This is a genomic window from Mycobacterium kyorinense (assembly GCF_002101735.1).
Lineage (GTDB): Bacteria > Actinomycetota > Actinomycetes > Mycobacteriales > Mycobacteriaceae > Mycobacterium > Mycobacterium kyorinense.
The window spans coordinates 61679-86926 of record NZ_LQPE01000147.1 but is presented as its reverse complement, the minus strand read 5'-3'; the positions used below and the strand labels follow the sequence as shown (position 1 = coordinate 86926).

Genomic DNA, 25248 nt, shown 5'->3' with positions numbered 1-25248 from the left:
ATGGCGTGAAGCACCATTGGTTACGCGGCCTTCAGGTGCCTGTCCAGGAACGCGACCTGGTCGGCCACGACGCGCTCGAACGCGTCGTCGACGTAGATCGCGAAATGGCCTTCCGGATAGACCTTGACCTCGCCCCGCGGCGCCTTGGCGGCGTAGCGCAGCGTCGGACCGGCCGGTGCCACCGAGTCGGTTTCGCAGACGCAGAACAAGATTGGACAGGGGATCTTCGCGGTGAGCCGGCCGGGGCGATAAGCCAGGATCTTCAGCCCGATCCGGGCCGCGACCTCGTTAGGCGGCTGCGCTTCGTCGGGCATCAGCCGCAGGTAACCGGCATACGCGTCGGGGGCGTTCATCAACGCTACCTCGCCCGGCTTGCCCGCCGTCGCCACCATCACCGGGTCCTTGCCGAGCCGCGCCGCGACGAGGTCGCCGATCGCCAGAGCACTGATGCGTGCGGTGACGAGCGGGCTGAGTGTTCGCGCCGAGGCGATCCCGTCGGTGAACGGACATTGCGCGACGACGGCCGCGATGCCGGGCAGTTGCGCCGCGGTGGCGATGACATGCCCGCCGCCGAATGACGTGCCCCACAGGGCGATTCGGCGATCGTCGATCCCGGGTAGGGTGCGGCCGTAGGCGACGGCGGCGGTCCAGTCCTGCAGTTGCATACCGACGTCGAGCAGCTGCCGGGGTTGGCCCTCACTGTCGCCGAAGTTGCGGTAGTCGAATACCAGGCACGAGTATCCGGCGGCGCTGAACCGTTCGGCGTAGGCGTCCAGCCCCATGGTGCGCACCGCACCCAGCCCGTGAGCCATCACCAGCAGCGGCGCATCGCCATTGCTGTCCGGCCGGTAGAGCCACGCGCTGACCCGGTCGTGGCCGGAGTTGAACCAAACGTCCTCCCGTTGCACCATGTGCCGCATCATTCCGTACGGTGAGGTGACACGAAAGACCGACGGCGGAGGACGCGGGTGAAGTCGACATTGCTCTCGCGGCGAGACTTGGACTTCTTGCTCTTCGAGTGGTTGCGGGTCGACGAGTTGACCAAGCGGGAACGCTTCGCGGAGCACTCCCGGGAGACATTTGGCGACGTGCTCGAGCTGTGCGAGCAGTTGGCGGTCCGGTATTTCGCCCCGCACAACAAGAAGAGCGACGCGCACGAGCCCAGCTTCGACGGCACGACGGTCACGATCATTCCCGAGGTGAAAGAGGCGCTGGACGCCTTCGCGGCCGCCGATCTGCTCGGCATGGCCATGGACTCCGAGCTCGGCGGGGCGCAGCTACCGGCGACCGTGGCGCAAGCCGGGTTCGCCTGGCTGGCCGCGGCTAACGTCAGTACCGCCGGCTACGTGATGCTCACGATGGCCAACGCGAACCTGATCGCGAAATTCGGTACCGCCGAGCAGGTCTCGACCTTTGTCAAACCGATGCTGGCCGGCCGGTTCTTCGGAACCATGTGCCTGTCGGAAACCCAGGCGGGGTCGTCGCTGGCCGACATCACCACCCGGGCCGAGCCCCGCGACGACGGCAGCTACCGGCTGTTCGGCTCGAAGATGTGGATATCCGGTGGCGAACACGAACTGACCGACAACATCGTGCATCTGGTGCTGGCCAAGATCCCGGGCGGACCGCCGGGCACCAAAGGCATCTCGCTGTTCATCGTGCCCAAATTTCTCGTCGGGCCGGACGGCGCGATCGGGGAGCGCAACGACGTAGTGCTGGCCGGGCTCAACCACAAGATGGGCTACCGCGGAATCACCAACACCGTCCTGAACTTCGGTGAAGGGGCGTTTCGGCCCGGCGGGCAAGCCGGGGCCGTCGGCTACCTGGTCGGTGAACCCCACCGCGGCATCACCTACATGTTCACGATGATGAACGAGGCCCGGCTCGGGGTTGGCATGGGCGCGATCGCGCTGGGCTACACCGGCTACCTCAAGTCGCTGCAATACGCCATCGAACGCCCCCAAGGTCGGCCGGTGACGTCGAAAGACCCAGCGACGCCGCAGATTCCGATCATCGAGCACGCCGACGTCAAACGGATGCTGCTGGCGCAGAAGTCCTACGTGGAAGGTGCGCTGGCGTTGGGGCTGTATTGCGCCAGGCTCGTCGACATCCAGCACAGCGCGGAGTCTGCCGAAGAGCGCGACAACGCCACGCTGCTACTCGATATCCTGACGCCGGTCGCCAAAAGCTGGCCGTCGCAATGGTGTCTGGCGGCCAACGACCTGGCGATCCAGGTGCACGGCGGCTACGGCTACACCCGCGAATACGACGTCGAGCAGCACTACCGCGACAACCGACTCAACCCGATTCACGAGGGCACCCACGGCATCCAGAGCCTGGACCTGTTGGGGCGCAAGGTGACTCAACGCAACGGTGCCAGCCTGCTGGCACTGGGCGACGTGGTGGCACAAAGCATCGCCGCCGGCGAGGCCGCGGGCGGCGACGTGGCCGACTTCGCCGCGGAGCTGGACGCGGCGAGCCGACGGTTGACGTCAGTCACCATGGCCATGTTCTCGTCAGGGGACATCGAGGCGGCGATGGCCAACAGCGCGATCTACCTCGAGGCATTCGGCCACATCGTCGTCGCCTGGATGTGGCTGGAGCAACTGTTGGCCGCAAACGGCAAGACGGGCGACTTCTACGACGGCAAACGCCAAGCGGCCCGCTACTTCTTCTGCTACGAATTACCCAGGACCGCACCACAACTCGACCTGCTGGAAAGCCTCGACCGGACCACGCTGGAGATGCGCCCGCAGTGGTTCTAGCGAGTCTGGCCAGCGTGGTGGGTGCCCGCCACGTCAGCGCCGATCCGGACGTGCTGGCCGCGCGCAGTGTCGACCACACCGGTCGCTACCGGGGACGTGCCAGTGCGCTGGTGCGGCCGGGATCGTCCGACGAGGTGGCCGAGGTGCTGCGGATCTGCCGCGACGCCGGAGTGCACGTCACGATCCAGGGCGGGCGCACCTCGCTGGTGGCCGGCACCGTACCCGAGCACGACGACGTGCTGCTGTCCACCGAACGCCTCAGTGCCGTCGGCAAAGTCGACACCGCCGAACGCCGCATCGAAGTGGGCGCCGGCGCGACGCTGGCCGCGGTGCAGCGCGCCGCGGCCGCCGCCGACCTGGTGTTCGGTGTCGACCTGTCCGCACGCGACACCGCCACCGTTGGCGGGATGGCGTCCACCAACGCCGGCGGCCTGCGCACGGTGCGCTACGGCAACATGGGCGAGCAGGTCGTCGGTGTGGACGTCGCGCTGCCCGACGGCTCGGTGCTGCGCCGGCATAGCCGGGTGCGGGCCGACAACACCGGCTACGACCTGCCGGCGCTGTTCGTCGGCGCCGAAGGAACGCTGGGCGTCATCACCGGACTGGATCTGCGGCTGCACCCCAACCCGACGCATCGGGTGACTGCGGTGTGCGGGTTTTCCGACCTGGCCGCATTGGTCGAGGCCGGCCGGGTGTTCCGCGATCTCGACGGCATCGCCGCGTTGGAGCTGATCGACAGGCGGGTCACATGGGCCGCACCAGTTGATGGTGACTGGCTGCTGTTGGTGGAGCTCGCGTCCGACCACGACCAAACCGATCGCCTGGCCGACGCGCTCGCGGGTGTGGCGATGTGCGGCGAGCCGGCCGTCGGCGTCGACCCCGCCGCGCAGCAGCGGCTGTGGCGGGTGCGCGAATCGGTGGCAGAGCTGTTGGGCGTCTACGGACCGCCCCTGAAATTCGATGTCTCCCTTCCTCTTTCATCGGTCGACGGGTTCGCCGCGGAGGCCGCGTCGTTGACCCGTCGCCATGCGCCCGACGCGGTTCCGGTGCTGTTCGGGCATATCGGCGAGGGCAATCTGCATCTCAACGTGCTGCGCTGCACATCCGACGCGGAAGCCGCGGTGTACGCGGCGATGATGGAGCTGATCGCGGGCTGCGGCGGCAATGTCAGCTCCGAGCACGGCGTCGGCAGCCGAAAACGCGGCTACGTCGGCATGTCGCGCGAACCGGCCGACATTGCGGCGATGCGGCGGATCAAGGCCGCTTTCGACCCGACGGGTTACCTCAACGCCGCGGTGCTGTTCAGTCCCGGCGACTGATTCCCACGGCGTGCCGCAGCTGGGCGAGGAATTGGTCGGCGTCGTCGCTGCGCACGATGTAATGCGAGATCGCCACCCGGATCGCCGTCGCCGCCTTCACCGCGCCGCCGGGCCCGGGCATCAGCCGCTGGAGACCCGCCCGCATCGGAGGCAGGATCCGGGAGAGCTCGGCGATGACGTGTTCGGGCTCGATGTCGACCATCCGCACACCGGTATAGGAGTACTGGTACTCCACCATGAAGCGCAGCGCGGCGTCCAGCTTGTCGACGCCCTTCAGGCCGGCCGTCGCCTGGGCCAGGCCCCTGTCGAACACTTGCCGCTCGTAACGCGAAAACGCCGACAGCAGTTCCTCTTTGGACGGGAACCAGCGATACAGCGTCGGGCGGGAGACGCCGGCCTGGGTCGCGACGTCGGACAGGCTGAGCTTGCGCTTGCCGTTGCGACCGAGCACCTCCGCGGTGGCGGCAAGGATGCGCTGCTGCGTCGAGGTGTCTTCCGCGAACGTCGTCTCCACATCCAACCTTTACAAAATATCGCCGAAATGTCACGCTGTGTTGGTGCCACCGTCAACGGTCGTCGACCCCCAGATTTTAGCTACGACAAGCAGGTCATGACCGAGTTTCGCGCCGTAGTGGTTACCGAGGCCGCCTCGCCGGTCGCGCTGGCTACCGCTGGCCGACTGGCCCGCCGCGGCGATCTCGTGCTGATGGGCGCCCGCCGTGTCGACATCTGTGAGCGGCTGGCCACCCGGCTACGGGTGTCGGGTGCGGCGGCGTTCGCCGCGCACCTGGATCTGGCCGACACGTGCTCGATCGACCGGTTCGTCGAGTCTGCCCGCTATCTGGTCGGCGAGGTCGACGTGCTGGTCACCGGCGCGGGACTCGGCGACGGCTCCTGGGTCGGTGCGCAACACCTTGCGGCACAAGTGATTCCACCGATGGTCGAGGCAGGCCGTGGCGACGTGATCCTGGTCAGCCCCGAGCTCGTCGGGCCGCCGCCGCGCGGGGCGCAGCGAGATTTGGACACCTGGATGGCGGCGCTGGACGCCGAATTCATCGGTACCGGCGTGCGGGCGTCGCTCATCCGCTCGGCGCCGACCGGAAGCCCGGTGGTGCCCGATGACGTCGGGCGTCTGGTCGCCGCCATGGTGGGCTCCCGCGGGCGAATGCACCTGCGGCACGTCGAGATCGTCCCACCAGTCGCCGCGCCGAGATTGAGCAAGGAGCCAGACATTCGATGACAACACCGGACATCTCGACGCGGGATTTCTGGAGTCAGCCGTTCGCCGTCCGCGACGCCACCTTCGCCCAACTCCGCGCGGCCGAGGGACTGACCTGGCATCCGCCGCTGCCATCGCTATTTCCCGTGGAGGAGCCCGGGTTTTGGGCGCTGACGCGCCGCGAGGACATCGTCTACGCCAGCCAGCACCCCGAGCTGTTCAGCTCCGCGCAGGGGGTGGCGCTCGATCCGATGCCCGCCGAGGTGCAGCGCATCGCGACGTTCTTCCTGACGATGGATCCGCCGCAGCACACCATCTACCGCCAGCTGATCAGCTCGGCGTTCACCCCGCGAAACATCCGGCTGATCGAGGACCAGATCCACAAGAACGCGGTCAGCGTCGTCGACGATCTCGTCGGCGCCGGAGAGGTCGACTTCGTCGCGGCCTGCTCGGCGCGGCTGCCGATGATGACGATCTCCGACATGCTCGGTATCGCACCGTCGGACCGCGAAACCGTGGCCAAGGCGGCCGAAAAGCTGTTCAGCATGAGCGATGACGAGTACAGCACGCTCGAGGAACGGGCCGCCGACACCGTCGACGAGATGATCTTCTTGAGCACCTGCGGCATCGAGTTGGCCAAGTTCCGGCGGCGCCATCCGGCCGACGACCTGATGACCAGCATCGTCAACGCGGAAGTCGACGGCCACCGGTTGACCGACGAGGAAGTGGGCGCCTTTTTGGTGCTGCTGGCCTCGGCCGGCAACGACACCACCAAGCAGACGACGACGCACGCGATGATGGCGCTGGCGGCCAACCCTGCCCAGCGCGACTGGCTGCTGGAGGACTTCGACGGCCGAATCGGTTTGGCCATTGAGGAATTCGTGCGGTGGGCCACACCGGTGATGCAGTTCGCCCGGTTCGCCAGCACCGACACCGAGATCGCGGGCCAACCGATCAAGGCCGGTGACAAGCTGGGCTTGTTCTACTGCTCGGCCAACCGCGACGAGAAGGTCTTCGGCGAGCCGCACACCTTCGATCTGCGACGCTCACCCAACCCGCACTTGGGATTCGGCGGCGGCGGTCCGCATTTCTGCCTGGGTAACCGGCTGGCCAAGATCGAGCTGCGGCATTTGTTCCGCGAGTTGCTGAAACGTTTGCAGCGGGTCGAGTTCGGCGAGCCGGATTACCTTTTCAGCAACTTCGTGCATGGCGTCAAGCGGGTCCCGGCCTTCGTCCGGTAGCGCTCAGCCCGGACGTCGGCGCACCAGCACCGACTGCTGGATGCCGCCGACCAGGCCCTGTTCGTCGAACAGCGTGCCGATCGTGGTGCCGATCCCGTCGGGGCCGTAATTGGTTTCGGCGCGGATACCGATCCACTGCCCGGCGGGAACCCGGTGCACGTGCACGACGAGGTCGGTGTTGAGGAAGGTCCACTTGGTGATGTCGAGTTTGGAGCCGATGCCGTTGGCGTCGTCGGCCACCGCGAACAGCCGTTCCAGGGGTGTCATCGTCTCGCCCTTGACGAGGTCGACGGTGGGCCTGATCCAGGATTCGCCGGGGCCATTGTTCAGCGGTTCGGTGAGCCAGCGCCAGTCCAGGCTGTGCACGTAGTTGGGATCCCAATCCTTCGCGAGGTCACGGCTTTTGGCCTCGCTCGGCGGGCGCAGCGGCGAAGCGCCGGCGCGGACCAGCTTCTGGGTGTCGAGGTGCTGCAGCCGCCAGCCGCTGGCGCGCGCGACGGGCCGCGGCTGCCCGTCCGGTCCGGGGCCCAGCATTTCGGCGCTGACCAACTCGATCTGCTTGCCAGCGCGGTCGAGTTGCGCGCGCACCCAGATGTCGCCCTCGGCCGGTACGGGACCCAAGAGGTCGATCACCACTCGGCTCAGCCGAGTGTCGTCGCGCTGCGCGTAGCGCTCGAGGGCCCGCACCAACAACGCCGACACCGGCGCGGCGTGCTGGATGGCAGCCGACCAGGTGCTTCGCACCAGATCCGTGGCTCTGAACTTTTCGCCGAGCTGGTCGTCGGCGTCGAGCAGTTCGTAGTACGAATCGGTCATGGTGCACCTTTCAGGGCAGGCCGGCGCCCGGGACGTCGACGGTCACTGTGTCGAGCTGGCAGAGCCGGGTTCCTTTGAGCCGTTCGGGGTAGGCATCGGCGCTCGACAGCAGGAACAGGGTGCGGCGTTCCGGCCCGCCGAGCGTGCAGGCGATCGCGGCGCGCTCGCCGATGTCGATGCGATGAGTCACGGTGCCGCCTAGAGTGATTCGCTCGAACTGGTGCGCCAGCGTCATCGACGTCCACACTGCGCCCTGCGCGTCGAGCGCTATGCCGTCCGGCGGGCCGTCGAGTCCGTCCGCGAAAACACGGCGGTCATGTAGGGCGCCTGCCTCGTCGATGGTGTACGAGGTGAGTCGCCGGCCGATCGACTCGGCGACGATCAACGTCCTGCGGTCCGGCGTGATCACCATCCCGTTGGGGAAATCGAGGTCTTTGGCGACGACGGTGACCGCGTCGTCGGGATCGAGGCGCACGATGACGCCGCCCTCGAACGCCTGCGACCCGATGTAGGCGCGCCCGGCGTCGTCGACGACCATGTCCCCGAGGTTGGCGGGCACCGTGTTGGCGAGATCGGCGACGGGAGTGACGGTTTCGCCGTCGTAGCGCAGCACCTGCCGGTCTTCGGCGGAGACGATCAGCAGCGACCCGTCCGGGCGAAAGCCGAGCCCGGACGGTGTGTGACCGGGCAGGGGCAAGGTGGTGACCGCGCCACTCAGGGTGACGGTGTGCACGGCCTCGTCGAGCATGTCGGAGAACCAAAGCAGTCCCTCGAACCACCGCGGGCCTTCCCCGAAGCAGAATCCGTTGGCCAGGGGCTTCATGCGAGTTCTCGCGCGACGGCCGCGTGGTAGGCGTCGATGTTGGCGGGGTTGACGATCCGGAAAAACATGTCGGGCAGCGGGGCTTCTTTGTAGGCCTCGATCGTCATCGTGCGCCGGAACAGCGTGACGCCCTGCCCCGGGCTGGTGAAGTGATACTCGACCGTCATGCGGCCCTCGAGGCCGCCGTTGCCGTCGCGGTCGTGGCTCAGACGGCCGACCGAGTTGAACACGAACAGCTTGGGCCGCATGGCAATGGCGAGATGCCAGGTGAACAGCTTGTCAGCGGCCGGGCCCGCCTCCACCCAGGTGTCGCCGATCTTCAGCGGAACCTGGGGCAGCTCGCCAATGTGGGCGCTGCCGGGATAGGTCTTGGTCCAGTTGGCCGGGTTGGTGACGAAGTCGTAGACGGCCGCGGCGGGGTGGCCGAAGGCTGTCTCGGAACTGGTGGTGACGATGCCCAATGTCATACCTCTCGTGCGGGGCCTGGGTTAGCTTTACATATATGCCTTAAAGTGTCACGCTGTAGGCCATGACCACCGATGCCGATCAGACCCAGTGGTCCGTCACGGGCCTGCTTGATTTGTTCGACGTGCGCGCCGACGGTGACAACCGGTTTGTCGCCGACACCGGGCTCGCCGGAGCCGACGAGCGCCAGGTAGTGGAAGGCACCCAGGTGCTTGCACAGGCGATTGTCGCTGTGGCCAAACGGTTTCCGGAAAAGTCGGTGCGATCCGCGCACGCGGTGTTTGTCCGTGCTGTCGTCGTCGGACCGCCGGTCGAATTCGAGATCGACGTGGTGCACGAGGGCCGGTCGACGGCCACGGCGGTCGTGGCGGCCATGCAGAACGGGCGCCGGTGCGTGACCATGACGGTGCTGGCCGACGTCCCGTCACCGGACGTCATCCGCCACCACATTCCGCGGCCGGAGGTGGCCGGGCCCGCCGAGGCGAACCCCTCGGAGATGCCGATGGCCGGTCGGGAGCTGCGGCTGGTCGACGTCGTCGACGTCAACAGCCCCGACGAGGTGGGCCCGCCGGAGTTGTACGCATGGCTGCACTACGACCCGATCCCGACGCGCGACGACCTGGCCAAGGCGTTGCTCGCGTACTTCACGGGCCACCTGGGCATCTCGACCACGATGCGGGCGCACGCGGGTATCGGCACCAGCCAGTCGCACCTGACGGTGTCGACGGCGCCGATGACGGTCACGGTCAGCTTCCACGAACCGGTGCGCTGGGACGGCTGGCTGCTGTACTCGCACGAAAGCACTCAGGTGGGTGCGGGAATGTCGTACATCCGCGGCATGGTGCACACCGAAGAGGGCGAATTGCTTGCGTCGTTTACGCAGGAGGCGTTGATTCGTCCCATGCGGCAGATCGACACCACGATCGCGGTCCAGTCACGGTTGTGACGGCAGCTCCGCGACGACGTCGGCCCGCGACGCGTCGAAACTGAGAAACCCTTTGATCGGCAGGCTTTCCGGCGGCGGGTCCGGGTAGCTCCAGGCGACGTCGTCGACAACCGTGTCGCCGATGACCGCAGCCCAATACGTCGCTGTCCCTTTGTAATTGCAGTAGGTCGACGTCTCGGTAGGCCGCAGTAGATCGGTGCGGACCAACGATGGGTCGACATAAAGCCGCGGCGCTAGCGCCGTCTCGAACACAATCACCGTGTCCTCGGTGTCCACCAGCATCGTCCCGGCGACCTCGACACGCAGTCGGCGCCGCGTCGGACGGCAGTCCACCCGGTGATACGGGTTGGGCGGGTAGTGCACGAGCGTGCGGCCTTCCTCCATCCAGGTGTCGACCGCATCCCACGGCACCCGGACATAGCCGGGCGCCTCGGGCTCCGGCTCGGTAGGAAGTCCGCCGACCACCTCGGCCGGAAACGCGTATGACAGTGGGTGATTCGGGCGGTGCACCAGCAATGCCCGCTCGGTGTCGATGACCGTGCGTCCGCCTTTGAGGGCCTGCACGCGACGAGGGTGCGGCTCGACGTAGACCAAGTCGGGCGGCACGGGAGCGGAAAACCGACCCGCCGGGTCAGGGCTCAGCGGTCCTCTGCCGGCCACAAGGCTCATGCCTATACGATATGGCGCTAGTAGCGCCATAATGGCGCCGTGCCGAGCGTGCAGATCAAAGACGTGCCGGAAGAAACCCACCGGGTCTTGCGTGAGCGCGCCGCACGCGCACACCAGTCTCTGCAGGAGTACCTGCGCAGTCGGCTCATCGCGGAAGCGGCTCAGCCGACTCTCGATGAGGTACTGGACCACGTGGCGATCCGGAAAGGCGGCTCCGTCTCATTCCGCTCGGCGGTAGAGCACCTTCGGGAACAAGGTGATCGTCGTTGATGCGAGCGTATTGACCTGAGTGGTCAGTCAGTGGTTTTGAGCCCCACCGCGTGGCGAAGCTGTGCCAGAAACTGGTCGCCGTCGTCGCTGCGCACCAGATAGTGCGATACCGCCACCCGGATCGCGGTCGCCGCCTTGACCGCTCCATTCGGGCCCGGCAGCAGCCGTTGCAGACGTGTTCGCATCACCGGAATGACCTCGGACAGTTGGGCAATGGTGACTTCGGGCTCGACGTCGACCAGCCGGACGCCCGAGTAGGACTGCTGGTATTCCACGATGAACCGCAACGCCGCGTCGAGTTTGTCGGTCCCGTGTAAGCCCGCGGTCGCCCGGCTGATGCCGGTGTCGAACATCTGGCGCTCGTGGTCACCGAACGCGTCGAGCAGCTCCTCCTTGGACGCAAACCATCGATACAGCGTCGGCCGCGAAACCCCCGCCTGCGCAGCGACATTGGACAGGCTTAGTTTGGTCCTGCCGTTGCGGCTGAGCACTTCGGTGGTGGCCATCAAGATCCGGTCGCGGGTGCTCATGCCGACAGCGACTTCTCGAGCAGGGCCACGGTGTCCAGATCCTCTAGTGCGGCGACGCCGCGACGCACCCCTTCCAGCGCGATGCGTTCGGCTTGCATCCCGCCCATGCCCGCGGTGATCAGCGAAGCCACATAGGCATACAGCGCGGCCGTCCGGTAGCGGTCCCACAACTCGTCGCGGTCCAGTTGCGGCCCACCGGCCGCGGCCAGCGCCCGCCGATACTCGTCGAGCAGGTCACGCTCGCTTGCCTGCCGATCCTCGGTGGTCATGCCGGTGATCAGGGTGTAGGACAGTTCGCGGCTGGGATGACCGCGGCGCACCGCCTGCCAGTCCAGCAGTCCGGCCTCGCCGTGGCGGAAGTAGACGTTGCCGGGGTGGGCATCTCCGTGCATCACCGTGTGCGGCGGCGTGTCGATCAGCGCCGCCGCGGCGCGATAGTTGTCGTCGATGAAGCGACCCGCTTCCACCGGTATCGACGTGCGCTCGGCCAGCCGGCGCGCGGAAACCTTCAGCAACGACCCGGTCAACAGCGACGTGTGGTCACCCGACGCGCTGTAGACCCAGGCGGGCAGTCGCTCCCAGAAGGACGCGTGCAACCGCGCGAGCAGCTGGACGACCAGAGCCGCTTGGTCCTTGTCGAGCGGATGCAACGTGTCGGGGAAGTTGCACCGGCCAACCGCTAGATCCTCCAGCACCAGCACGTACCGACCGGTCAACGGATCGAATGCGGTGCCATACGCCTTCGGCACCCCGGTCAGCTGCGGCGAAAGTTGGCTGTAGAAGCGGACTTCGGTGTGCGCGAGTCGGCCCAGCTCACCCATCAGCCGCGTCGCGGCCGTTTCGGCCGGCATCTTCACGAATACCGAGGCGGGCACGCCGTCGCCGGTGAGCGCCAGCCGGGCGCGCGAGGACGTGCCCGCGTCGCCGTCGAGGACTGACACCGATGTCACAGTCCGGCCCAACAGCCGCGACAATACTGCTTCGTCGAGGTCGGCGACCCGCCGCGGAAACGACCGGAACCCGCCCAGCACGGCATCGGTGGCAACGCGCTGCAAGCCCCGGCCGAGGTGTACGGCCAGACCCACCACATTGCTCGCCACCGGTCGATAGCCTCCTAATTCCGCTAGCGTACCCGGCTAGCTTACAAATCAAAGCAAAAGTGTAAACACGATTGGGGGCCCTGGTGGCGGGACCACTGGAAGGCATGCGGGTCGTCGAGCTCGGCGTCTGGGTGGCGGCTCCGGCCACCGGCGGCATCCTCGCCGATTGGGGCGCCGACGTCGTCAAGATCGAGCCGCCGACCGGCGATCCGGCCCGCATGTTCGGCCGGATGCTCGGGGTCGAGGACGGGACGAGCCCGCCGTTCGAAATGGACAACCGCTCCAAACGCAGCATCGTGCTGGACCTCACCAGCGACGACGGCCGCGGCACCGCACTCGAATTGCTCAGCGACGCAGACGTTTTCCTGACCAACATCCGTCCCGGTGCGCTGCGCAGGCTGGGCCTGGACTACGAGAGCGTGGCCGCGGGCAACCCCGCCCTGGTGTACGGCTTGATCACCGGCTACGGGCTGACGGGACCGGACGCCGACCGAGCCGCCTACGACATCGCGGCGTTTTGGGCTCGCGCCGGGCTGGCGCATCTACTCACCCGTCCCGGCGACACACCTCCGTTCCAGCGCGGCGGGATGGGCGACCACACCGCGGGCATGACCCTGGCCGCGGCGATCTGCGCGGCGCTGATCGCCCGCACCCGCACCGGGACCGGCCAGCTGGTGACCACGTCGCTGTACCGGCAGGGCGTCTACACCGTCAGCTTCGACCTCAACACTTTTCTGCTCACCGGCCACCCGATCGCGATCGGGCAGCGCGAGTCGATGGGCAACCCCTGCATGAACAACTACACCGCCGGCGACGGCCGGCGGTTCTGGATCGTGGGGCTCGAAGGTGAGCGACATTGGCCGCCGCTGTGCCGGGCGGTCGGTCGCTCCGACTGGCTGACCGATCCACGCTTCGCGCAGCCCCGGGCGCGTGCCGCCAACGCCGCCGAGCTCATCGCCGAACTGGACGAGATCTTCGCGACCAAATCGCTGGACGAGTGGGCGGAAACCTTTGCCTGCGAACCGGATTTGTTCTGGTCGCCGATCAACACGGTCGAGGATGTGATCGCCGACGAGCAGTTCCACGCCGGCGGCGGCCTCGTGCATGTGCCGTACGGCGACGGCGGTGTGCCGATGATCGCGACGCCGGTCGACTTTCACGGCACGCCCTGGGAGCCGCGCTCGACCGCGCCTGCTCTGGGCGAGCACACCGACGAAATTCTGGCCGAACTGCGGGCCCGCCGGGACAAGTAGAGACTTTACAGTTTCGCTTAAAAGTGTCACGCTGTAGTCGCTCTGCCCGCTACGCACCAAGGATGATGCGATGACGACGCCGACCGTGGCATTCGGCGCTGCACCGGCCAGCTGTTCGCGCAGCCGTGAACTGAACTATCGGCTCGACGTCGTGGCCTGCGACGTTGTCGATGTCGTGCTGTCGGCCGGAGGATGGCTGTTCGACCGGGCGATGGCCGGCTGGGAGGTCAGCGTGCTGCTTCCCGCGCCATTCGATGCGCGGCCGCTGCAGATCTTGGGTGTGCGGACCCTGGAGTGGCAGGCAGATCTTGTCGGCGGTGCGGGGTTAGCCGTCGGCGCAGAGGCTTTCGCGGCCGATGCGGGCATCCGCGACGCGGTGCTCAAGGCGCTGGACCACAGCCTGACCGAAGTGACGCTGTGGGGCGACGAGTGGCCGCGCGGCGTCGATCGTGCGACGACGGCTGTGCACCATCGGTTGAGTGCTGCGGCGCGCGTATTCAAACGCCACGCCCTTGGCTCGGCCGGCAACTCGGCGACGGTCGGTCCGATCGAAACATTGCGCAGCGACCAGAACACCTGGTTGTCGGTCTGATGCGCAAGTACTACAGCCACACCCTGCTCTACCTCCACGAGACCGTCGCGCTGGGCTCCGGGCGCAGCGACCAGTTCACCGAGGTGTTCGACGACACCTACCACCCGATGATGGCCGACCTGGGCGCCCGGTTGTTTGCCATGTGGGAAACCACGCCCTACAACGGCCACTGGCCGCAGGTCACGATCATCTGGGAGATCGACGGATTCGCCGACTACGCGCGGATCGGTGCCGCCCAGGCGCGCGGCGGCAGCCACGAGGCGCCGGCGGCGAAATGGTCGGCGTTCCTCGCCGAAATCAGGGCGTCGGGCGAGGGACGCATCATGTATCCGGGGCCCAGCAACAAGACCCTGTCCCAGCTGACCGACGCGAAATTCGATGCGTCCCTGGTGATTCAGGAGATCATGCAGACCAAACCCGGCCGCCAGGACGACTACATCCGCGAATTGGAGCGGCTGTACGTGCCGTGGTCGGAACGGACGGGCAAGCGCTGGCTCGGCTCGTTCACCACCACGTTCCGCTACAACGAGGTCATCCACTACTGGGCGCTCGACGGCGGCTGGGAATGCTTCGCGGAGCACTACCCGTCGTGGAAAGAGAACCCGCCCGCCGAGATCGTCACCTGGATGAGCGTGGCCCCGGCGCTGCGCGACGGCTGGGAAGACTCGATTCTGCAGGCACTGCCGCCCTCGCCGCTGCGATGAGTTTCTCTTACGACCCGTTCGACCCGGCGGTGATGGCCGACCCGCTGCCCTACTACCGCGTGCTGAGAGAGCAGTATCCGCTGTATTACCTGCCGCAGTGGGACACCTACGCGTTGTCGCGCTTCGACGACATCTGGCAGGTGTTGGAGGTCAACGACGGCACATTCGTCGCTTCGGAGGGAACCCTGCCCGCCGCAACGGTTTTGGCCCGGCACAACGACGGGCCGGTGCCCGACCCGCCGTGGCATCCGTTGCCGTTTCACGCCGTGTTCGACGCGCCGATCTACAACGGCGTCCGCCGCGCACACAGCCAGCCCTTGCGGCCGAGGCCGGTCGGCCAGCTGGAAGAACGGATCCGACGCCTGGCCAACGAGCGGCTCGACCTGCTGTTGCCGCGGGGCCGTTTCGACCTCACCCAAGACTACGGCGGCATCGTGGCAGCCTCGATGGTGTGCGACTTGCTCGGCCTGCCAACCGATCTCGCGGCCGACATCCTCGCCGCGGTCAACGCCGGCAGCCTGCCCCAGCCCGACACCGGTGTCGACACCGCCCAGGCCCGCCCCGGTTACCTGGAATATCTCACCCCGGTGGTCAAACGGCGGCGTGCCAACCCGTCCGAGGGCGAACTCCCTGTCGTTGACGGGCTACTCGGCTACCGGCTGCCCGATGGCAGCGAACTCGACGACGTCGAGACCGCGACCCAGCTGCTGTGCATCCTGATCGGCGGGACGGAGACCGTGCCCAAGATCGTCGCCCAGGGACTGTGGGAACTCAGCCGGCGTCCCGAGCAGCTGGCCGCGGTGCGCGCGGACCCGGAGACCAATGTGCCCATCGCCCGCGAGGAGATGATCCGCTATTGCGCTCCGGCGCAATGGTTTGCGCGGACGGTGCGAAAACCGTTCACGATCCACGGCACCACGATCCGGCCGGGGCAGCGGATCATCACGCTGCTGGCGTCGGCCAACCGCGACGAGCAGGAATATCCACAACCCGACGACTTCATCTGGAACCGGCCGATCCAGCGGTCGCTGGCGTTCGGCCGCGGCCAGCATTTCTGCCTGGGCTATCACCTCGCCCGCCTGGAGATCTCGGTGATGGTTCAGGAGTGGCTACGACGGGTTCCGGACTACCGCGTCAACAGCGAAGACGCGTTCCGGCCCCCGTCCAGCTTCCAGTGGGGCTGGAGCAGCGTCCCGGTGGAGGTCTGACGTGTGGTCATACCGGATCACCGCCCCGTATCAGTTCGAGCGGACCTCGATCCCCGAGAAGACGCCGGACGAGCTAGGCGAGGGCCAGGTGCTGCTGCGGTTCCTGGCCGCCGGGGTGTGCGGCAGCGACCTGCCCGCGTTTCGCGGTGTGCGGGGCCGGCTTCCGGGGGACGACGGCCGCAACGCCGCCGACAAGGACGGCTACCCGATTCACGAGGTCGCCGGCGAAGTGATCGCCAGCCGCCATCCCGAGCATCGGCCGGGCGATCGCGTGGTGGGGTGGGCGTCCGGATTCGACGGGCTGATGGAGCGGCTGGTCAGCGACGGCGACGGGCTTGCCCCGTACGACCCGGCGCTCACACCACAGCAGGCGATCGTATTGCAGCCGCTGGCGTGTGTGCTCTACGCGCTCGAGCAGTTGCCCGACCTGGCCGGCCGCCATGTCGCGATCCTGGGCCAGGGCTCGATCGGGCTGCTGTTCTCCTACACGGCCAAAGCGGCCGGCGCCCAACAAGTCACCGGTGTCGACCCCGTCGACAGGTCCGCCGTAGCAACGACATTCGGCGTCGACACCATGGTGCGCGCCACCAGCGACCGGTGGGTCAGCCAACTGGTCGACCGGCCGGACATCGTGATCGAAGCGGTCGGCCACCAGGTCGCCACTTTGAACCATGCCATCCAGGCGGCAGCGCCGGGCGGCACCGTGTTCTACTTCGGCGTCGCCGACGACGACAGCTATCCGATCAGCATGCGCACCATGCTGCGGAACAACCTGACACTGAAATCCGGTGTGACGCTGGACCGGCGGCGAATGCTGGACCTCGCGGGCAAATTCGCCGCCGAGCACCCTGAGCTGCATGCAGCCTACCTGACGCACACCTTCGACATCGATGACGTGCAAGCAGCATTCGAATTGGCCTGCCGCCCGGAACCGGACCGGGTCAAGATCGCGATCGTGGACACCGCATGACTCCCAGTCGTCTGCAGCAAGAACTCGGCCGGAAGACGCCGATCTGGGGCGGCTGGATCACCGGGCCCACGCTGATGGGCCCCGAGGAATTCGCCCGGGCCGGTTATGACTACGTCGGGTTCGACGCGCAGCACAGCTATCTCGACGACACCGACATCGCCAGTATGCTGCGCCGCCTCGAACATGTGCCGATCGCGACCGTGGTGCGCCTGTCGTCGGCTGACCCGGCGCCGATCGGACGCGTGCTCGACGCCGGCGCCGACGGCATCGTCATCGCGATGATCGAATCGGCCGAGCAGGCCGCCGCCGGCGTGGCTGCCACCCGATACCCGCCGACCGGGGTGCGCAGCTTCGGTCCGCTGCGGGCAAGCCTGGGCTACGACACCGCGGCGCTGGAGGAGCGGGTGAGTGTCTTCGCGATGATCGAAACCGCCGCGGCGCTGACCGACTTGGCGCGAATCTGCGCCGTGCCAGGACTTTCCGGCATCTACGTCGGACCCGCCGACCTGGCGCTGTCGATGGGCGTCGACGTGCGCCAGTCCGCCGGCCACCCAGAGGTGCTGGACGCCATCGCGCGCATTCAGCGCACGGCGACGGCGGCGAACCGGGTCACCGGAATCCACGCGGGGACCGGTGTCAACGGGCGTGCGATGGCCGGCCTGGGATATCAGATGATCACCCTGGCAGCGGAATCCCAGGCGCTGCGCCGCGGCGCGGCGGAATTCCTCAAGGAAGCATCGTCGTGAGCCGGCGGGTCGCACTCGTCACCGGGGCCGCCCGCGGCCAAGGCTGGGCCATTGTGCAACGGCTGCGCGCCAATGGTTTTCGCGTCGCGGCTTGCGATGTGAACACTCAGCAGCTGTCAGCCGCGGTGGAGGAGCTGCACGACGACGGGGTCGTCGCCGTCCCGCTCGACGTCACGTCGCCGTCGCAATGGGAACAAGCCGTCACCACGGTCGTCGACCGGTTCGGCGGGTTGACCACTCTGGTCAACAACGCCGGGCTGCTGCATCGCGCGCCGATCGCCGAGGAAACGGTCGAGGGATTCGAAACTGCGTGGCGGGTCAACTGTCTGGGCGCCTTCCTGGGCATCCGCGCCGCCCTGGCTCACCTGCGGGCCGCGGAGGGTGCGGCGATCGTCAACACATGCAGCACCGGGGCGCTGCGTCCGTTCCCGGGGCACAGCGCGTACGGGTCGGCGAAGTGGGGACTGCGGGGGCTCACCCAGATCGCCGCCGCCGAGCTCGCGCCGTCCAAGATCCGCGTCAACGCCGTGTTCCCCGGCCCGATCGCGACGCCGATGCTCGACGACGCCACTCAGGCGCGGCTGGCGGCGACGTCACCCTCCGGGCGCATCGGACAGCCGGCCGAAGTAGCCGACGCCGTCGCCTTCCTGGTTTCGGACCAGGCGTCGTTCATCACCGGCGCCGAGCTCGTCGTCGACGGTGGCCAATGCCTGCAGCTTCCATGAAGGTCGGCATCATCGGTGCCGGGCCGGGCGGTCTCGCCTTGGGAATATTGCTGCGGCGAGCCGGTTTTCGCGACTTCACGATCTTCGACCGGGAGGATGGCGTCGGCGGAACCTGGCGGATCAACACCTATCCCGGGCTGGCCTGCGACGTCAAGTCGCATCTGTATTCCTACTCGTTCGAGTTGAACCCGCACTGGTCGCGGCTATGGTCGGGGCAGCCGGAAATCCTGGCGTACTTCGAACGCTGCGCCGAACGGTACGGGCTGGACCCACATCTGCGGCTGGGCACCGAGATTCGCTCGGCCCACTGGAACGCCGACACACAACAGTGGTGGCTGACCACCGCAGCAGGGGAGCAGCATTGCTTTGACATCGTGGTGTCGGCCGTCGGGTTGTTCACCCGGCCGGTGATGCCGCCTCTAGTCGAGGAAGAGCCGTTCACCGGAACGGTGATGCATTCCGCGCGCTGGGATCATTCCGTCGACCTCACCGGCGCGCGGGTTGCCATTCTGGGAACCGGGTCGAGCGCATCCCAATTGGTGCCCGAGCTGGCGAAGGTCGCCGCAAAGGTCTACTCGGTGCAGCGCTCGCCGACGTGGATACTGCCCAAACCCGATCGGCCATATACCCGCAGGGAGCGTTGGGTTTTCGCTCACGTCCCGTTGGCAAAAAAGCTGTACCGCACCCGCCTATGGCTGCGCAGCGAGGCCAACATCTCGGTGATCGAACACGGCAGCGACAAGACCCACGAGTTCACCTCGATTGCGCTGCGGCTGTTGGAGAACACCGTCGACGACGAGCAGCTGCGCCGCGCGCTGACCCCAGATCATCCGATGGGCTGCAAGCGGCTGGTCTTCTCCTCCGACTACCTGCAGGCGTTGACGCAACCCAACGTCGAGGTGCTGAGCAGCCCGGCACGCGCCCTGCGCGCCCGCTCTTTGGTCACCGAGGACGGCGGCGAACGCGACGTCGACGTCGTGGTCTGCGCCACTGGCTACGCCGCCGCCGACTATCTCGGCGAGATCGACGTGATCGGCGAGGGTGGGGTAGCGCTGCGCGACGTCTGGTGCGACGGCGCCCACGCTTATCTGGGCATGGCGGTGCCCGGATTCCCGAACTTCTTCATGCTTTACGGGCCCAATACCAACGTCGGCTCCAACAGCGTGATCTTTGTGCTGGAGGCGCAGGCTCGCTACATCGTGCGGGCCGTGAAATACCTGCGGCGCCAACGCAAGCGGTATGTATCGGTGCGGCCCGACGCGATGGCTCGATTCCTCGCCAAGATCGACCAATGGATGCAGGGCACGGTGTGGACCACCCAGTGCAGCAACTACTTTCGCGCAGCCAACGGGCGCGTCGTCACGCAGTGGCCGCGCAGCGCGCGCGCCTTCTGGAGCATGACGCGCCGATTCAAGCCCGCCGACTTCACCTTCGAGCCCGCCGAGGCCCGCTAGTGGACCGACTCGATCCGGTTTTGCGCGCGCTGCCGTTGACGCGCACCGACCTGTCCGCGATCGGGCCGGCCCGCGAATCGCTCAACGAGCGCCGGCGCGCCGCCGCCGAAACCGACGACACCACGGGCTTGCGGATCTGCGACGCCGTCGCCGGGTCGGTTCCGGTGCGGATCTACCGCGGCGGGCCGTCGCCCGCGCCCGTCGTTGTCTACTGCCACGCCGGGGCGTTTGTGCTGGGCAACCTCGACATCGACCACCGGCAATGTGTGGAGCTGGCCAAGCGGGGCCGCTGCACGGTGGTGTCGGTCGACTACCGGCTGGCCCCGGAGCACCCGTACCCGGCCGCGCTCGACGACGTTGCCGCGGTGCTGAAGTGGGTGATCGGCAATGCGGGCGAACTGAATGTCGACCGGTCGCGAGTTGCGGTCGCCGGCAACAGCGCGGGCGCCGCGCTGGCGGCGTGCCTCGCGCAACAGGCCGGGCCCGCGGTGGCGTTCCAGCTGCTGCACCAGCCGGCGCTCGACGACCGGCCCACCCCCTCGAAAGGCGAATTCGCAGCGACGCCGGCGTTCGACGGTCCCGCCGCCGAGCTGATGTGGCAGCACTACCTCGGTCCGACGGCGCCATCGGCCGACGCTGTGCCGGCCCGGCAGAACGAATTTGCAGGCCTGCCACCGACTCTCATTACCTGCTCGGAGCTCGACCCGCTTCGCGACGAAGCGCTCGACTACGCAACACGGCTGCTGAGCGCCGGCGTCGCCACCGAACTGCACGTCTTTCCCGGAACCTGTCACGGCTTCGACTCACTGCTGCCCGACTGGGAGGTGTCGCAGCAGTTGTTCGATCTGCAGGCCCTGGCGCTGCGCCGCGCATTCAAAAAGTGATGAGTTGCCGCACGGCAATCCCGTCGGCCAGGTGATCCATCGCCACGTTGATGTCGTCCAACCCGATCCGCGACGACACCAGTGACTCGACCGGTAACCTGCCCGCGCGCCACAACTCCACGAACCGCGGAATATCACGCGCCGGCACCGCTGAGCCCAGGTAGCTGCCGATCAGCGACCGGCCCTCGGCGACAAAACCCAACGGCGACACACTGATCCGGGCATCCGGGGGCGGCAGCCCCACCGTGATGGTCCGACCGCCCGGGGCGGTCAGCTCGATCGCCGTCTGCAGCGCGCAGGGGTGGCCGACCGCCTCGACGACGATCGGCGCCTTGACGCCGGCCTCAGTGGCGGCCTGCGGTGTATAGGTCTCGTGCGCGCCGAGTCCCTGTGCGGCCGTCAGCTTGTCAGTCAGCTGGTCGATCGCGACCACGCGGACGTCGTTGTGCGCCAACGCAGTCAGCACCGCCGCCATGCCGACACCGCCGAGCCCGACGACGGCCACCGTCTGCCCGGGCCGCGGCGCACCGACGTTGAGCACTGCACCGCCGCCGGTCAGCACCGCGCACCCCAGCAGCGCCGCCACACCGGGCGGAACGTCGTCGGGCACCGGGACGACGCTGGCGCGGTGGACCACTGCATGCGTCGCAAAACCCGACACACCGAGGTGGTGATACACCGGCTGCCCGTCGCGGGACAACCGCATTCCGCCGCCCAGCAGTGTGCCGGCGGTGTTGGCGGCACTGCCTGGTTCGCACGGCGTCAGCCCATCGGTGGCGCAGGCCGCACACTGCCCGCAGCGCGGCAGGAACGCCATCACCACCCGCTGGCCGACCCTCAGGTCACCAACGCCGTCGCCGACGCGTTCGACAATCCCGGCTGCCTCGTGCCCCAGCAGCATCGGCACCGGCCGGACCCGATTGCCGTCGACCACCGACAGGTCGGAATGGCAGACGCCGGCCGCCTCGATGCGGACCTGCAGCTCACCCGCGCCGGGCGGTGCCAGGTCGACGTCGGTGACATTGATCGGCCGGGACGTCGCGTACGGCCGAGGCGAGCCGATGTGCTCCAGGACGGCGCCGCGGATTTGCAGCATGTTCGAATACAACCATGACGTCAGTTCCGCCCACACCGGACAACCTGACCAGCCGCGACTTTCTGGTGCTCTGGCCCGTGCTCACCCGATGGGCTGACAACGACATGTTCGGCCACCTCAACAACGCGGTCTACTACCAACTCTTCGACACCGCGATCAACGCCTGGATCAACACGAACGTCGACTTGGATCCCGTCACCGCGCCCGTGCAAGGCATCGTCGCGGAATCGGGCTGTCGCTACTTTTCCGAACTGCACTTCCCGCAGCGTCTGGTCGTCGGCCTGGCGGTTACTCGCCTCGGGCGCAGCAGCGTCACCTATCGCCTGGGGGTGTTCCGTGCCGGCGAAGAACTCGCTGACGGCGAACAACAGGCGGTCGCCGCGCTCGGACACTGGGTGCACGTTTACGTCGACCGGACCAGCCGCAAACCGCAACCGATTCCCGACCCCATCCGGGCCCTGCTGTCGACGGCCTGCGTGGAGTCTTAGCACCCTGCGAAATCACGGCCCGGGCTTCTAATTCGCGTCGGATAACCTAGCCCAATGCCCATCGTGAGCAAGACCGTCGAAGTCGCCGCCGACGCGGCCTCGATCATGGCCATCGTCGCCGACTTCGAGTCGTATCCCCAATGGAACGAAGAGATCAAGGGTCTGTGGGTGCTGGCCCGCTACGACGACGGCCGGCCGAGCCAGCTACGGCTCGACGCGGCGTGGCAGGGCATCGAAGGCACCTACATCCAAGCGGTGTACTACCCCAGCCCGAACCAGATTCAGACCGTCATGCAGCAGGGCGACCTGTTCACCAAACAGGAGCAGTTGTTCAGCGTGGTCGAGATGGGATCGACATCGCTGCTCACCGTCGATATGGATGTCGAGACCGAGATGTCGGTGCCCAAGCCGATGGTCAAGTCGATGGCCAACAACGTGCTGGACTACCTGGCGGAGAATCTCAAGAAACGCGCCGAGCAGCTGGCCGCCAACCGTTAGTCCCAGATCCCGCTGTCGTCCAGCTTGTCGGTGAGCCGGCGCGCGCCGTCGACGAACTGCCAGTTGGTGTGCTCCACGATGGCCGCGGCGTCGCGGCGGCGCAATGCGGCGATCAACTGCCGGTGGTTCTCCACGGCTGCCTCACCCCAACTCGGGTCCGCGGCGTAGACCCGCAGCGGCATGTAGCGCGCGGCATGCAACAGAAACCACGCCAGCTTGATCCGGCCGGTGGCACGGTTGAACGCCCGGTGAAACGCGAACTCAGTGGACGCGATCGCGTCGACGTCGGCGGACGCGACGGCCGCCGCCAACGACTGGTTGATCCGTTCGAGTTCGTCGATTTCGGCATCGGTCATCCGCTGCGCGGCCGTCGCGGCCAGCTCCTTGGCGATCGTGGCCTGCAACCAGAAAATGTCGTCGACGTCCTGGCGAGTCAGCGGCACCACCACATGACCGCGGTGCGGCTCCAACCGCACCATGCCCTCGCCGCTCAGCTTCAGCAGCGCCTCGCGCACGGGGGTGATGCTCACGCCGAGCCTGGCAGCGGTCTCGTCGAGCCGGATGAACATCCCCGGCGCCAGGGCGCCCGACATGATCGCGGCCCGCAAATGTTTTGCGACCTCGTCGGATAACTGCGCCCGGCGCAGCGGAAGCCGACTACGAGGATGCGCGGAAGCGGGCGCGTTCACAGGACTTGTCTTCGTGGCACCAAGACCATAATGTGACCCAGACAACACGAAGTTTTATCAAATATCAACTTCATACCCGGGACCGATGAAGGGAATCGCTCGTTGACCGCACAGTTGGCCGCCACCACCAAACAGCCCCACCTATCCCGCCGACAGAACTGGGTGAATCAGCTTGAGCGCCATGCATTGATGCAGCCGGGTGCGACGGCGTTGCGGTTCCTCGGCCGCACGATCATGTGGTCGGACCTTCACCGCCGTGTCACCGCACTGGCCGACGCACTGAGCCGCCGCGGGGTTGCGTTCGGGGACCGGGTCATGATCCTGATGCTGAACCGGCCCGAGTTCGTCGAGTCGGTGCTGGCCGCGAACATGCTCGGCGCGATCGCGGTCCCGGTGAACTTCCGGCTCACGCCGACCGAGCTTGCGTTCCTTGTCGACGACTGCGAGGCGCGGGTGATGATCACCGAGCCCGTGCTCGCCGCCGTCGCCGCCGGCGTCCGCGACGTCACCTCGGTGCTTGACATGATCATCGTTGCCGAGGCGGCCGGCGACGACGGCGTGATCGGCTACGAAGAACTGATCGACGAGCCCGGCGACGCACACCAACCGGTCGACATACCCAACGACTCGCCGGCGCTGATCATGTACACCTCGGGCACCACCGGCCGGCCGAAGGGCGCCGTGCTGACCCACACCAATCTCACCGGGCAGACGATGACGGCGCTCTATACCAGTGGCGCCGACCTCAACAACGATGTCGGATTTATCGGGGTGCCGTTCTTCCACATCGCCGGGATCGGCAACATGCTGACCGGGATGCTGCTGGGCATCCCCACCGTGATCCATCCGCTGGGCGCATTCGATCCCGGACAGCTGCTCGACGTCCTGGCCGCCGAGAAGGTGACCGGTATTTTCCTGGTCCCGGCCCAATGGCAAGCGGTATGCGCTGCGCAGCAGGCGAATCCGCGCGACGTCCGGCTGCGGGTGATGTCGTGGGGTGCCGCCCCCGCGTCGGACACCCTGCTGCGCCAGATGTCGGAAACGTTCCCCGGCACCCAGATACTGGCTGCGTTCGGCCAGACCGAGATGTCTCCGGTCACCTGCATGCTGCTCGGTGAAGACGCGATTCGTAAGCGAGGATCGGTCGGCAAGGTGATTCCCACCGTCGCCGCGCGGGTGGTCGACGACAACATGAACGACGTTGCTATCGGCGAAGTTGGTGAAATTGTCTACCGCGCACCGACGTTGATGAGCGGCTACTGGAACAACCCGCAGGCGACGGCGGAGGCATTTGCCGGCGGCTGGTTCCACTCCGGTGACCTCGTCCGGATGGACGAGGACGGCTACGTCTGGGTGGTCGACCGCAAGAAGGACATGATCATCTCCGGCGGCGAGAACATTTACTGCGCGGAGGTGGAGAACGTGCTGGCCAGTCATCCCGCCATCGTCGAGGTCGCGGTGATCGGTCGACCGGACGAAAAGTGGGGTGAGGTGCCCATCGCGGTGGCCGCGGTCGCGGGCGACGATCCGCAAAACAGGTTGAGCCTCAAGGACCTCGATGAGTTCCTCACCGAGCGGCTCGCGCGCTACAAGCATCCGAAGGGCCTGGAGATCGTCGACGCGCTGCCGCGCAACCCGGCGGGAAAGGTGCTCAAGACCGAACTGCGGGCTCGCTACGGTACGCCGAGAGCCTCCCAAACCGCGTCTGCATCAAGAGATTCTGCGAACGGCCCAGGAGGCTGACATAACAATAAGGTCCCAGGTCAAACTGACGAAAG

At 67.1% G+C, this 25248-nt stretch carries 28 protein-coding genes; 18 read left to right on the top strand and 10 right to left on the bottom strand.

Annotation, left to right across the window (positions count from 1 at the left end; translation table 11 throughout):
- Positions 1 to 20 precede the first annotated feature (20 nt).
- Positions 21 to 911 (bottom strand): alpha/beta hydrolase, encoded by an 891-nt coding sequence (locus tag AWC14_RS20290; protein WP_085241417.1) that lies wholly within the window; start codon positions 909 to 911, stop codon positions 21 to 23.
- Between the two features lie 57 nt (positions 912 to 968).
- Here AWC14_RS20290 and AWC14_RS20285 point away from each other — a divergent pair, with 57 nt between their 5' ends.
- The gene (locus tag AWC14_RS20285; RefSeq protein WP_057003096.1) at positions 969 to 2765 is read left to right on the top strand and encodes an acyl-CoA dehydrogenase; all 1797 of its coding nucleotides are present in this window, start codon (positions 969 to 971) and stop codon (positions 2763 to 2765) included.
- Positions 2756 to 4084 (top strand): FAD-binding oxidoreductase, encoded by a 1329-nt coding sequence (locus tag AWC14_RS20280; RefSeq protein ID WP_045375496.1) that lies wholly within the window; start codon positions 2756 to 2758, stop codon positions 4082 to 4084. Before AWC14_RS20285 ends, AWC14_RS20280 begins: the two co-directional genes overlap by 10 nt.
- On the opposite strand, the gene AWC14_RS20275 is transcribed toward AWC14_RS20280, so the two are convergent.
- Entirely contained in the window at positions 4068 to 4598 is a 531-nt protein-coding gene (locus tag AWC14_RS20275) for a TetR/AcrR family transcriptional regulator (RefSeq protein WP_235215842.1), read from the bottom strand. The two genes, AWC14_RS20280 and AWC14_RS20275, sit on opposite strands and share 17 nt — an antisense overlap.
- 96 nt (positions 4599 to 4694) lie before the next feature.
- Here AWC14_RS20275 and AWC14_RS20270 point away from each other — a divergent pair, with 96 nt between their 5' ends.
- A complete protein-coding gene (locus tag AWC14_RS20270; RefSeq protein WP_052425514.1) occupies positions 4695 to 5324 on the top strand; it encodes an SDR family NAD(P)-dependent oxidoreductase in 630 nt (209 codons plus the stop codon).
- The gene (locus AWC14_RS20265) at positions 5321 to 6544 is read left to right on the top strand and encodes a cytochrome P450 (RefSeq protein ID WP_045375500.1); all 1224 of its coding nucleotides are present in this window, start codon (positions 5321 to 5323) and stop codon (positions 6542 to 6544) included. Before AWC14_RS20270 ends, AWC14_RS20265 begins: the two co-directional genes overlap by 4 nt.
- Positions 6545 to 6547: 3 nt before the next feature.
- Here the strand turns inward: AWC14_RS20265 and AWC14_RS20260 are convergent, their stop codons facing one another.
- Genes AWC14_RS20260 through AWC14_RS20250 form a run of 3 tightly spaced genes read right to left on the bottom strand, consistent with a single transcriptional unit; the run spans position 6548 to position 8644 of the window.
- Positions 6548 to 7360 (bottom strand): thioesterase family protein, encoded by an 813-nt coding sequence (locus AWC14_RS20260; RefSeq protein ID WP_045375502.1) that lies wholly within the window; start codon positions 7358 to 7360, stop codon positions 6548 to 6550.
- Positions 7361 to 7370: 10 nt separating this feature from the next.
- Positions 7371 to 8183, bottom strand: coding sequence for an SMP-30/gluconolactonase/LRE family protein (locus tag AWC14_RS20255; protein ID WP_045375504.1), 813 nt, complete (start codon positions 8181 to 8183; stop codon positions 7371 to 7373).
- Positions 8180 to 8644, bottom strand: coding sequence for a polyketide cyclase (locus AWC14_RS20250; protein ID WP_045375597.1), 465 nt, complete (start codon positions 8642 to 8644; stop codon positions 8180 to 8182). Before AWC14_RS20250 ends, AWC14_RS20255 begins: the two co-directional genes overlap by 4 nt.
- A gap of 68 nt (positions 8645 to 8712) precedes the next feature.
- Here AWC14_RS20250 and AWC14_RS20245 point away from each other — a divergent pair, with 68 nt between their 5' ends.
- On the top strand, positions 8713 to 9594 hold the full coding sequence (locus tag AWC14_RS20245) for an acyl-CoA thioesterase (RefSeq protein WP_045375506.1): 882 nt from the start codon (positions 8713 to 8715) through the stop codon (positions 9592 to 9594).
- On the opposite strand, the gene AWC14_RS20240 is transcribed toward AWC14_RS20245, so the two are convergent.
- The gene (locus AWC14_RS20240; RefSeq protein WP_045375508.1) at positions 9583 to 10263 is read right to left on the bottom strand and encodes a DUF427 domain-containing protein; all 681 of its coding nucleotides are present in this window, start codon (positions 10261 to 10263) and stop codon (positions 9583 to 9585) included. The genes AWC14_RS20245 and AWC14_RS20240 overlap by 12 nt on opposite strands.
- 39 nt (positions 10264 to 10302) lie before the next feature.
- Between AWC14_RS20240 and AWC14_RS20235 the strand changes: the two genes are divergently transcribed.
- Positions 10303 to 10533 (top strand): FitA-like ribbon-helix-helix domain-containing protein, encoded by a 231-nt coding sequence (locus AWC14_RS20235; RefSeq protein ID WP_045375509.1) that lies wholly within the window; start codon positions 10303 to 10305, stop codon positions 10531 to 10533.
- 23 nt (positions 10534 to 10556) lie between these two features.
- Here the strand turns inward: AWC14_RS20235 and AWC14_RS20230 are convergent, their stop codons facing one another.
- A complete protein-coding gene (locus AWC14_RS20230) occupies positions 10557 to 11063 on the bottom strand; it encodes a TetR/AcrR family transcriptional regulator (RefSeq protein WP_045375511.1) in 507 nt (168 codons plus the stop codon).
- Positions 11060 to 12163 (bottom strand): phosphotransferase, encoded by a 1104-nt coding sequence (locus AWC14_RS20225; RefSeq protein WP_045375513.1) that lies wholly within the window; start codon positions 12161 to 12163, stop codon positions 11060 to 11062. The genes AWC14_RS20230 and AWC14_RS20225 overlap by 4 nt, the downstream gene beginning before the upstream one ends.
- Before the next feature lie 83 nt (positions 12164 to 12246).
- On the opposite strand from AWC14_RS20225, the gene AWC14_RS20220 reads away from it, so the two are divergent.
- The 9 genes from AWC14_RS20220 to AWC14_RS20180 all read left to right on the top strand — a co-directional run bounded on the left by AWC14_RS20220 (position 12247) and on the right by AWC14_RS20180 (position 20699).
- A complete protein-coding gene (locus AWC14_RS20220; RefSeq protein ID WP_045375515.1) occupies positions 12247 to 13416 on the top strand; it encodes a CaiB/BaiF CoA transferase family protein in 1170 nt (389 codons plus the stop codon).
- Positions 13417 to 13486: 70 nt separating this feature from the next.
- Positions 13487 to 14008: a hypothetical protein gene (locus AWC14_RS20215; protein WP_045375517.1), complete on the top strand. Its 522-nt coding sequence runs from the start codon at positions 13487 to 13489 to the stop codon at positions 14006 to 14008.
- Positions 14008 to 14712, top strand: a complete 705-nt coding sequence (locus AWC14_RS20210; protein WP_045375519.1) for an NIPSNAP family protein — start codon at positions 14008 to 14010, stop codon at positions 14710 to 14712. The genes AWC14_RS20215 and AWC14_RS20210 overlap by 1 nt, the downstream gene beginning before the upstream one ends.
- Positions 14709 to 15920 carry a cytochrome P450 gene (locus AWC14_RS20205; RefSeq protein ID WP_045375521.1) on the top strand — a complete coding sequence of 404 codons (1212 nt, stop codon included), beginning with the start codon at positions 14709 to 14711 and terminating at the stop codon, positions 15918 to 15920. The genes AWC14_RS20210 and AWC14_RS20205 overlap by 4 nt, the downstream gene beginning before the upstream one ends.
- 1 nt (position 15921) lies before the next feature.
- Positions 15922 to 16890: a zinc-binding dehydrogenase gene (locus AWC14_RS20200; RefSeq protein WP_045375523.1), complete on the top strand. Its 969-nt coding sequence runs from the start codon at positions 15922 to 15924 to the stop codon at positions 16888 to 16890.
- A complete protein-coding gene (locus tag AWC14_RS20195; RefSeq protein WP_045375525.1) occupies positions 16887 to 17636 on the top strand; it encodes an HpcH/HpaI aldolase family protein in 750 nt (249 codons plus the stop codon). Before AWC14_RS20200 ends, AWC14_RS20195 begins: the two co-directional genes overlap by 4 nt.
- Positions 17633 to 18361: an SDR family NAD(P)-dependent oxidoreductase gene (locus AWC14_RS20190; RefSeq protein ID WP_045375527.1), complete on the top strand. Its 729-nt coding sequence runs from the start codon at positions 17633 to 17635 to the stop codon at positions 18359 to 18361. Before AWC14_RS20195 ends, AWC14_RS20190 begins: the two co-directional genes overlap by 4 nt.
- The gene (locus AWC14_RS20185; protein WP_193393790.1) at positions 18343 to 19815 is read left to right on the top strand and encodes a flavin-containing monooxygenase; all 1473 of its coding nucleotides are present in this window, start codon (positions 18343 to 18345) and stop codon (positions 19813 to 19815) included. Before AWC14_RS20190 ends, AWC14_RS20185 begins: the two co-directional genes overlap by 19 nt.
- Entirely contained in the window at positions 19815 to 20699 is an 885-nt protein-coding gene (locus AWC14_RS20180) for an alpha/beta hydrolase (RefSeq protein ID WP_045375531.1), read from the top strand. The genes AWC14_RS20185 and AWC14_RS20180 overlap by 1 nt, the downstream gene beginning before the upstream one ends.
- Here AWC14_RS20180 and AWC14_RS20175 read toward each other — a convergent pair.
- Positions 20689 to 21795, bottom strand: a complete 1107-nt coding sequence (locus AWC14_RS20175) for an alcohol dehydrogenase catalytic domain-containing protein (protein WP_045375599.1) — start codon at positions 21793 to 21795, stop codon at positions 20689 to 20691. The two genes, AWC14_RS20180 and AWC14_RS20175, sit on opposite strands and share 11 nt — an antisense overlap.
- A gap of 14 nt (positions 21796 to 21809) precedes the next feature.
- On the opposite strand from AWC14_RS20175, the gene AWC14_RS20170 reads away from it, so the two are divergent.
- Both AWC14_RS20170 and AWC14_RS20165 read left to right on the top strand, forming a co-directional pair.
- Complete coding sequence (locus AWC14_RS20170) at positions 21810 to 22283, top strand: acyl-CoA thioesterase (protein ID WP_142281773.1); 474 nt, start codon at positions 21810 to 21812, stop codon at positions 22281 to 22283.
- A 54-nt stretch (positions 22284 to 22337) separates the two neighbouring features.
- Positions 22338 to 22781 (top strand): SRPBCC family protein, encoded by a 444-nt coding sequence (locus AWC14_RS20165; protein WP_045375533.1) that lies wholly within the window; start codon positions 22338 to 22340, stop codon positions 22779 to 22781.
- On the opposite strand, the gene AWC14_RS20160 is transcribed toward AWC14_RS20165, so the two are convergent.
- Positions 22778 to 23470: a GntR family transcriptional regulator gene (locus AWC14_RS20160; RefSeq protein WP_045375535.1), complete on the bottom strand. Its 693-nt coding sequence runs from the start codon at positions 23468 to 23470 to the stop codon at positions 22778 to 22780. The genes AWC14_RS20165 and AWC14_RS20160 overlap by 4 nt on opposite strands.
- Positions 23471 to 23572: 102 nt before the next feature.
- Between AWC14_RS20160 and fadD5 the strand changes: the two genes are divergently transcribed.
- Complete coding sequence (gene fadD5, locus AWC14_RS20155; protein ID WP_045375537.1) at positions 23573 to 25213, top strand: fatty-acid--CoA ligase FadD5; 1641 nt, start codon at positions 23573 to 23575, stop codon at positions 25211 to 25213.
- The last annotated feature ends 35 nt before the right edge of the window (positions 25214 to 25248 follow it).

What these genes read in the sequence shown, in the direction of transcription:
- AWC14_RS20290 (WP_085241417.1), bottom strand. Translation starts at nt 911, where the DNA reads ATGGTGCAACGGGAGGACGTTTGGTTCAACTCCGGCCACGACCGGGTC.
- AWC14_RS20270 (WP_052425514.1), top strand. Translation starts at nt 4,695, where the DNA reads ATGACCGAGTTTCGCGCCGTAGTGGTTACCGAGGCCGCCTCGCCGGTC.
- AWC14_RS20265 (WP_045375500.1), top strand. Translation starts at nt 5,321, where the DNA reads ATGACAACACCGGACATCTCGACGCGGGATTTCTGGAGTCAGCCGTTC.
- AWC14_RS20260 (WP_045375502.1), bottom strand. Translation starts at nt 7,360, where the DNA reads ATGACCGATTCGTACTACGAACTGCTCGACGCCGACGACCAGCTCGGC.
- AWC14_RS20255 (WP_045375504.1), bottom strand. Translation starts at nt 8,183, where the DNA reads ATGAAGCCCCTGGCCAACGGATTCTGCTTCGGGGAAGGCCCGCGGTGG.
- AWC14_RS20245 (WP_045375506.1), top strand. Translation starts at nt 8,713, where the DNA reads ATGACCACCGATGCCGATCAGACCCAGTGGTCCGTCACGGGCCTGCTT.
- AWC14_RS20240 (WP_045375508.1), bottom strand. Translation starts at nt 10,263, where the DNA reads ATGAGCCTTGTGGCCGGCAGAGGACCGCTGAGCCCTGACCCGGCGGGT.
- AWC14_RS20230 (WP_045375511.1), bottom strand. Translation starts at nt 11,063, where the DNA reads ATGAGCACCCGCGACCGGATCTTGATGGCCACCACCGAAGTGCTCAGC.
- AWC14_RS20215 (WP_045375517.1), top strand. Translation starts at nt 13,487, where the DNA reads ATGACGACGCCGACCGTGGCATTCGGCGCTGCACCGGCCAGCTGTTCG.
- AWC14_RS20210 (WP_045375519.1), top strand. Translation starts at nt 14,008, where the DNA reads ATGCGCAAGTACTACAGCCACACCCTGCTCTACCTCCACGAGACCGTC.
- AWC14_RS20205 (WP_045375521.1), top strand. Translation starts at nt 14,709, where the DNA reads ATGAGTTTCTCTTACGACCCGTTCGACCCGGCGGTGATGGCCGACCCG.
- AWC14_RS20195 (WP_045375525.1), top strand. Translation starts at nt 16,887, where the DNA reads ATGACTCCCAGTCGTCTGCAGCAAGAACTCGGCCGGAAGACGCCGATC.
- AWC14_RS20185 (WP_193393790.1), top strand. Translation starts at nt 18,343, where the DNA reads ATGCCTGCAGCTTCCATGAAGGTCGGCATCATCGGTGCCGGGCCGGGC.
- AWC14_RS20175 (WP_045375599.1), bottom strand. Translation starts at nt 21,795, where the DNA reads ATGCTGCAAATCCGCGGCGCCGTCCTGGAGCACATCGGCTCGCCTCGG.
- AWC14_RS20170 (WP_142281773.1), top strand. Translation starts at nt 21,810, where the DNA reads ATGACGTCAGTTCCGCCCACACCGGACAACCTGACCAGCCGCGACTTT.
- AWC14_RS20165 (WP_045375533.1), top strand. Translation starts at nt 22,338, where the DNA reads ATGCCCATCGTGAGCAAGACCGTCGAAGTCGCCGCCGACGCGGCCTCG.